The sequence below is a fragment of the Streptomyces sp. SBT349 genome (assembly GCF_001083795.1).
Classification (GTDB): domain Bacteria; phylum Actinomycetota; class Actinomycetes; order Streptomycetales; family Streptomycetaceae; genus Streptomyces.
In genome coordinates this window covers 1-7025 of record NZ_LAVK01000374.1, presented here as the reverse complement: position 1 = coordinate 7025, position 7025 = coordinate 1, and the positions used below count along the sequence as shown (strand labels likewise).

Annotated in this window: 6 protein-coding genes; 3 read left to right on the top strand and 3 right to left on the bottom strand. The window is 75.0% G+C overall.

Annotation, left to right across the window (positions count from 1 at the left end):
• The 3 genes from rsmA to rsmI all read right to left on the bottom strand — a co-directional run.
• The coding region (rsmA, locus tag ADY01_RS30425) for a 16S rRNA (adenine(1518)-N(6)/adenine(1519)-N(6))-dimethyltransferase RsmA (protein WP_049579888.1) at positions 1-649 on the bottom strand (649 nt) is incomplete at its 3' end.
• Complete coding sequence (locus ADY01_RS30420) at positions 646-1494, bottom strand: TatD family hydrolase (protein ID WP_049579886.1); 849 nt, start codon at positions 1492-1494, stop codon at positions 646-648. The genes rsmA and ADY01_RS30420, both read right to left, overlap by 4 nt.
• Before the next feature lie 10 nt (positions 1495-1504).
• Positions 1505-2371, bottom strand: coding sequence for a 16S rRNA (cytidine(1402)-2'-O)-methyltransferase (gene rsmI, locus ADY01_RS30415; RefSeq protein WP_049579891.1), 867 nt, complete (start codon positions 2369-2371; stop codon positions 1505-1507).
• 80 nt (positions 2372-2451) lie between these two features.
• Between rsmI and ADY01_RS30410 the strand changes: the two genes are divergently transcribed.
• From ADY01_RS30410 to ADY01_RS30400, 3 genes are all read left to right on the top strand, one after another.
• Positions 2452-4167, top strand: a complete 1716-nt coding sequence (locus ADY01_RS30410) for a dolichyl-phosphate-mannose--protein mannosyltransferase (RefSeq protein ID WP_049579884.1) — start codon at positions 2452-2454, stop codon at positions 4165-4167.
• Between the two features lie 136 nt (positions 4168-4303).
• Positions 4304-5944 (top strand): penicillin-binding transpeptidase domain-containing protein, encoded by a 1641-nt coding sequence (locus ADY01_RS30405; protein ID WP_199826344.1) that lies wholly within the window; start codon positions 4304-4306, stop codon positions 5942-5944.
• A gap of 94 nt (positions 5945-6038) precedes the next feature.
• Positions 6039-6983, top strand: coding sequence for a ribose-phosphate diphosphokinase (locus tag ADY01_RS30400; protein WP_049579882.1), 945 nt, complete (start codon positions 6039-6041; stop codon positions 6981-6983).
• The last annotated feature ends 42 nt before the right edge of the window (positions 6984-7025 follow it).

The window sequence follows — 7025 nt, the reverse complement described above, 5'->3', positions numbered from 1 at the left end:
GGGGCGGGCGGCGGGTCAGGGAGACGAGGCCCGAGTCCACCCGGGGCGCGGGCCAGAAGACGGTGCGGCCGACCGAGCCCGCCCTGCGGGTCTCCGCGTACCAGGCGGCCTTGACCGAGGGCACCCCGTACACCTTCGACCCGGGCGCCGCGGCCAGCCGGTCGGCCACCTCGGACTGCACCATCACCAGGCCGCGTCGCAGGCTGGGGAAGGTCGCCAGCAGGTGCAGCAGCACCGGGACCGCGACGTTGTACGGGAGGTTCGCGACCAGCGCCTGCGGCGCCGGTCCCGGCAGGTCGGCCACGCGCAGCGCGTCGTCGTGGACCAGCGCGAAGCGGTCGGCGCGGCCGGGGAGGCGGGCGGCCACCGTCGCGGGGAGCGCGCCCGCCAGCGCGTCGTCGATCTCCACGGCCGTGACATGGCGGGCCGCCGCCAGCAGCCCCAGCGTCAGGGAGCCGAGCCCGGGGCCGATCTCCAGCACCGCGTCGTCCTCCCCGACGCCCGCGGTCCGCACGATGCGGCGGACGGTGTTGGCGTCGATCACGAAGTTCTGCCCGCGCTGCTTGGTGGGGCGCAGGCCGAGCGCGGCGGCCAGCTCGCGGACGTCGGCGGGGCCGAGCAGCGCGTCCGTGTCGCCCTCCACGGTCATCCGAAGACCCGCTCGGTGTTGGCCGCGATGTGCAGGGCGAGCTCGTCCTCGGACATCCCCTTGACCGCGGCCATCGCGCGGAGCGTGACGGGGATGAGGTAGGGGGCGTTGGGGCGCCCGCGGAACGGGACCGGGGTGAGGAAGGGCGCGTCGGTCTCCACCAGCAGCAGTTCGGGCGGCGCGGCGGCCAGCGCGTCGCGCAGCGGCTGCGCGGAGGCGAAGGTGACATTGCCCGCGAACGACATGAAGTACCCCGCCGCGGCACAGGCGTCGGCCATGGCGGCGTCGCCCGAGAAGCAGTGGAAGACCGTGCGGCGCGGGGCGCCCTCCTCGCGCAGGAGGCGCAGCACGTCCTCGTGCGCGTCGCGGTCGTGGATGATCAGCGCCTTGTCCAGCTCCTTGGCCAGCGCGATGTGGCGGCGGAACGAGCGCTGCTGCGCCGCGGCGCCCTCGGGGCCGGTGCGGAAGTAGTCGAGACCGGTCTCCCCCAGGGCCCTGACCTGGGGCAACGCGGCCAGCTCGGCGATCTCGTCCAGCGCGGCGTCCAGACCGGCCGGGCCCGACGCGGCCTCGATGCGCGGCGCCTCGTTGGGGTGGAGGGCGACCGCGGCCCAGATGGCGTCGTGCTCGGCCGCCACCGTGGCCGCCCAGCGGGCGCGTTCGACGTCGCAGCCGATCTGCACCAGGCGCGTGACCCCGGCCGCCGCGGCCTTCGCGAGCGCCTCCTCGACGCCCGCGTCCTGCATGTCGAGGTGGGTGTGGGAGTCGGCGACGGGGACGGCCAGCGGCTCGGGCGGCGGCGGGGCCACCGCCTGCTCGGCCTTGGCCTTGGCGGACTTGGGCATGGGGACGATCCTAAGGCCGCCGCGAGACGGCCTCTCCGGCGACGCGGGCCGCCACCACCGCGTCGAAGACCTGCCGCTTCGGCACCCCGGCGGCCCGCGCGACGTCGGCGATGGCCTCCTTGCGGTGCAGGCCCGCGGCCTCGCCCTCGGCCACCAGGCGGGCCAGCTCGGCGGCGTCCGTCCGCGCCGGGGCGGACTCGCCCACGCCCTCCACCACGACCGTGATCTCCCCGCGCACGCCCCCCGCCGCCCACTCCGCCAGCTCGGCCAGCGGGCCGCGCCTGACCTCCTCGTAGGTCTTGGTCAGCTCCCGGCACACCGCGGCCCTGCGGCCGGGGCCGAACGCCTCGGCCATCGCGGTCAGCGAGGCGGCCAGCCGGTGCGGGGCCTCGAAGTAGACCAGCGTCCTGCGCTCCCCCGCGGCCTCACCGAGGCGCGCGGCGCGCTCCCCCGCCTTGCGCGGCAGGAAGCCCTCGAAGCAGAACCGGTCGACCGGGAGGCCGGAGAGCGCCAGGGCGGTCAGCACCGCCGAGGGCCCGGGAACCGCCGTCACGCGCACCTCGCGCTCCACGGCGGCGGCCACCAGGCGGTAGCCGGGGTCGGAGACCGAGGGCATCCCGGCGTCCGTGACCAGCAGCACCCGCGCGCCCCGCGCGAGCTCGTCGGCGAGCTCCGGCGTGCGCGCCGCCTCGTTGCCCTCGAAGTAGGACACCACGCGTCCGCCGATCACCGCCCCGAGCCCCTGCGCGAGCCGGCGCAGGCGCCGGGTGTCCTCGGCGGCGACGATGTCCGCCGACGCCAGCTCCTCGGCCAGCCGGGGCGGGGCGTCGCCGAGGTCGCCGATCGGGGTTCCGGCCAGTACCAGCGTGCCTGTCATGCCGTTCATCCTCGCCCATCCCCGCACCCCCACCGCATCCTCACGGGGTTCCCACGGGCCGGATGCCAAGATGGGCCCCGATGAGCAGCCACAGCAGCCAGACCGTGACCGACGCCCCGCCGCGCCCGGAGCCGGGCAGCCCGCCCGCCTGGGAGCTGCGCCTGCGTCGCTTCGGTTATGTGGCCCGCGGTGGCGGCGTGCGGGACCGGCTGGTGCCGCCCTACCCGGAGCCGGGCGCCCGGCTGTGGCAGTACTTCGGGTTCGCGCCGCTCGCCGCCGCGCGCCTGGCCCGCTGGACGGCGTGGGGCGGGCCGCTGCTGGTGGCGCTGTTCGCCGGGGCGCTGCGCTTCGCGAACCTGGACTCGCCGGACGCGGTGATATTCGACGAGACGTACTACGCGAAGGACGCGTGGTCCCTCCTCCGGAACGGGTTCGAGACCGAGTGGCCCGAGGACGCCAACGAGCGCATCATCGGCGGCGAGACGCCCGCGGGCGACACCGCCTCCTACGTGGTGCATCCGCCGGCGGGCAAGTGGTTCATCGCGCTGGGCGAGTGGGTGTTCGGCCTGACCCCCTTCGGCTGGCGCTTCATGGTGGCGCTGCTGGGCACGCTGTCGGTCCTCATGCTCTGCCGCGTCGGGCGGCGCCTCTTCCGCTCCACCGTGCTCGGCTGCGTCGCCGGGCTGCTGATGGCGGTGGACGGCCTCCACTTCGTGATGAGCCGCACGGCGCTGCTCGACCTGGTGCTGATGTTCTGGCTGCTGGCGGCGTTCGGCTGCCTGCTGATCGACCGGGACGCCGCCAGGGCCAGGCTCGCGGCGGCGCTGCCCGCCGGCACCGACGGCCTGCTGCGCTCCCGGGCCGAGGTCGGCGAACGGCTCGGGCTCGGGGTGCGGCCCTGGCGGATCGCGGCCGGCGTCTGCCTGGGCCTGGCCTGCGCCACCAAGTGGAACGGGCTGTACGTGCTCGCCGCGTTCGGCCTCATGACCGTGCTGTGGGACGCGGCCGCCCGGCGCACGGCGGGGGCGCGCAACCCCTACGGCTCCGCGCTCCGGCGCGACGCGCTCCCCGCGTTCGTGTCGATGGTGCCCGTGGCGCTCGCCACCTATCTCGCCTCGTGGGCGGGCTGGTTCGCCACCTCGGGCGGCTACCACCGGGAGTGGGCCGAGAAGGCGGGCAGCGGCGGCTCGTTCTCCTGGGTGCCGGGCCCGCTGCGCAGCCTGTGGCACTACACGGCCGAGGTCTACGGCTTCCACGTCGACCTCACCTCGCAGCACGACTACGAGTCGAACCCGTGGAGCTGGCTGGCGGCGGCCCGGCCCGTGACGTACTACTACAGCTCCAAGGACCCCGGGGAGGACGGCTGCGGCTACGCCAGCGGCTGTGCCCGCGAGGTCCTGGCGCTGGGGACGCCGCTGCTGTGGTGGGCCGCCTGCTTCGCCCTGGCCTACGGCGCCTACCGCTGGCTGTTCCGCCGCGACTGGCGGGCGGGCGCGGTGCTGTGCGCGGTGGCGGCCGGGTACCTGCCGTGGTTCATGTACCAGGAACGCACCATCTTCTACTTCTACGCGGTGGTGCTGGTGCCGTTCCTCTGCCTGGCGGTGACCATGATGATCGGCGCGCTGCTCGGGCCGCCCGGCTGCTCCGAGCGGCGCCGGGTCGCCGGCATCGTCGCCGCCGGGGTGCTGGTGCTGCTCGTCGTGTGGAACTTCATCTACTTCCACCCGATCTACACCGGCACCGAGCTGCCGATGGACGGCTGGCGGGCGCGGATGTGGCTCGACACCTGGGTGTAGGGACGGCAGCCGGGATCCCCGCCCCGCGCCCTCGGGAGTGACGCCGGGCTGGCGCCCGGCATACCACGGGTAGCCGGTAGGCTGCCGCAGCAGCGGCGCGGTGCAGCGCGCCCGCGGGGATCGAGGGGGTTGGCGGATGCGGAACGGGCAGCGGATCGCGGTGGTGGCGGGGGTGTGCGCGGCCGTGGTGTCGGTCGTGGGTTTCGGGGCGTACAGCCTGCTGGGCGGCGACGACGCGGAAGACGGGCGTTCCTCCTCGACGGACGGCGAGGCGTCCGCCGGGCCCGAGGCCGGGCCGCCGAGCGAGGACGAGGTGCTCGACACGTCGGCCGCGTTCCTCGACGCGTGGGCCGCGGGCGACACGGCGAGCGCGGCGGCCCTGACGGACGACCCCACGGCGGCGCGGGCCGCGCTCGACGCGCTGGTGACGGACGCGGCCGTGTCCGAACTGGCCGTGGAGCCCGGCGCCCCGCAGGGCGCCGAGGTGCCCTTCGCGGTGGACGCGGTGATCTCCTACGAGGAGGAGGCGCCGGCGGAGCTGAGCTACGACTCGGCGCTCACGGTGGTCAGGGACGGCGCCGGCGGCGAGCCGCGCGTGGCGTGGGCGCCCTCCGTCCTCCACCCGGACCTCACCAAGGGCCAGGCCATCGAGACGGGCCCGGTGAGCGAGATCCCGCCGGTCGAGGTCCTGGACCGGAACGGCGCGGAGCTCTCCGCCGACGACTACCCCTCCCTGGCCCCGGTCCTGGGGGAGCTCCAGGAGCGCTACGGCGAGGAGGCGGGCGGCACCGCGGGGGCGGAGACGCGGATCGTGGACGCCGAGGGCGAGACCGTCACGCGGCTCGTCGAGCTGTCGGAGCCCACCGCGGGCGAGGTGCCCACGACGATCGACCCGGCGATCCAGCAGGCCGCGGAGGACGCGGTCGCGGGGGCGGAGGGCGCCCAGGCGTCCGTGGTCGCCATCCAGCCGAGCACCGGCGCGATCCAGGCGATCGCCAACCGCCCCGCCGACGGCTTCGACACGGCGCTGGAGGGCAGCTACGCGCCGGGCTCCACGTTCAAGATCGTGACGGCGTCGCTGCTGATGGACCAGGGCCTGGCCTCGCCCGGCGCGGGGCACCCGTGCCCGAAGTTCTTCGAGCACGGCGGCTGGGAGTTCCAGAACCTGGACGAGTTCGAGATCGAGAACGGCACCTTCGCCGACAGCTTCGCCGCCTCGTGCAACACCGCGTTCATCAGCCAGGCGCCCGAGCTGTCGGACGACGACCTCGGCGACCACGCGCGGAACGCGTTCGGGCTCGGCCTCGCCTGGCAGGTGGGCGTGACGTCGATGGACGGCGCGGTGCCCACGCAGTCCGACGCGCAGATGGCCGCCTCGCTGATCGGCCAGGGCGCCGTCCGGATGAACCCGCTGACCATGGCCTCGGTCTCGGCGACGGTGAAGAACGGCGCGTTCCTCCAGCCGTACCTGGTGCCGGCCGACTTCGACGGGCGGGAGCTCGCGCAGGCGCCCGAGGGCCTGGCCACGGCGGGCGACCTGCGGTCGCTGATGAACAGGACCGCGACCAGCGGCACCGCCGCCGAGGCGATGTCGGGGCTCGGCGGCGACATCGGCGCCAAGACGGGCTCCGCGGAGGTGGACGGCCAGGAGAAGCCGAACGCGTGGTTCACCGGCTACCGCAACGACCTGGCGGTGGCCGCGGTCGTCCCCGACTCCGGGCACGGCGGCAGCTTCGCGGGCCCCGTGGTTGCGGACGTGCTGCGCGCGGCTCCGTAGGGTGCCCGTAGGTTGGGTCCTGTCGCGGTGAAACGGCGGTGAGGCCGGTGCCGCCGCGGTGCAGCAGCCGTCGGCCCGGAGGAGAGACAGGACCGTGCGTGAGATCGCCGTCTTCAGTGGGAGCGCCCACCCCGAGCTGGCCGCCGAGGTCTGCGCGCACCTCGGGGTGCCGCTCCTCCCGGCGCGGGTGGACAGATTCGCCAACGACTGCCTTCAGGTGCAGCTCCAGGCCAACTGCCGCGAGCGCGACGTCTATCTGGTCCAGCCGCTGGTGCGGCCCGTCCAGGAGCATCTGGTCGAGCTGCTGCTGATGCTGGACGCGGCGCGCGGCGCGTCGGCCGGGCGGATCACGGTGGTCATGCCGCACTACTCCTACGCCAGGTCCGACAAGAAGGACGCCCCGCGCATCTCCATCGGCGGCCGGCTGATCGCCGACCTGATGGTGACCGCGGGGGCGACCCGGGTGCTGGCGATGACGCTGCACTCGCCGCAGGTGCACGGCTTCTTCAGCATCCCGGTGGACCACCTGCACGCGCTGCGCGAGCTGGCGGCGCACTTCCGGGGGCACGACCTCGGCAACGCGGTGGTGGTCTCGCCCGACCTGGGCAACGCCAAGGAGGCGGCGGCGTTCGCCCGGCTGCTCGGCATCCCGGTGGCGGCGGGCGCCAAGCAGCGCTTCAGCGACGACCGGGTGACGATCAGCTCGGTGATAGGCGAGGTCGCGGGCCGGGACGTGATCGTGCTGGACGACGAGATAGCCAAGGGCAGCACGGTGGTCGAGCTGCTGGGCCGCCTGCGCGAGCTGGGGGTGGCCTCGGTCAGGATCGCCTGCACGCACGGCCTCTTCTCGGACGGCGCCCTCAAACGGCTGAGCGAGGAGCCGGACGTGCTGGAGATCGTGTGCACCAACACGGTCCCGATCCCGGCCGACGAGCGCACGGGCAAGCTGCGCGTGCTGTCGATCGCGCCTGCCCTGGCGGAGGCGGTCCGCAGGATCCACAACGGGGAGTCGGTCAGCGCCCTCTTCGACCAGCGGTAGGGGGGGGGGGGGGGGGAGGGGCGGGGGGGGGGGGGGGGGGGG

Coding starts and splice junctions, on each gene's coding strand:
- ADY01_RS30420 (WP_049579886.1), bottom strand. CDS start 1,494: ATGCCCAAGTCCGCCAAGGCCAAGGCCGAGCAGGCGGTGGCCCCGCCG.
- rsmI (WP_049579891.1), bottom strand. CDS start 2,371: ATGACAGGCACGCTGGTACTGGCCGGAACCCCGATCGGCGACCTCGGC.
- ADY01_RS30410 (WP_049579884.1), top strand. CDS start 2,452: ATGAGCAGCCACAGCAGCCAGACCGTGACCGACGCCCCGCCGCGCCCG.
- ADY01_RS30405 (WP_199826344.1), top strand. CDS start 4,304: ATGCGGAACGGGCAGCGGATCGCGGTGGTGGCGGGGGTGTGCGCGGCC.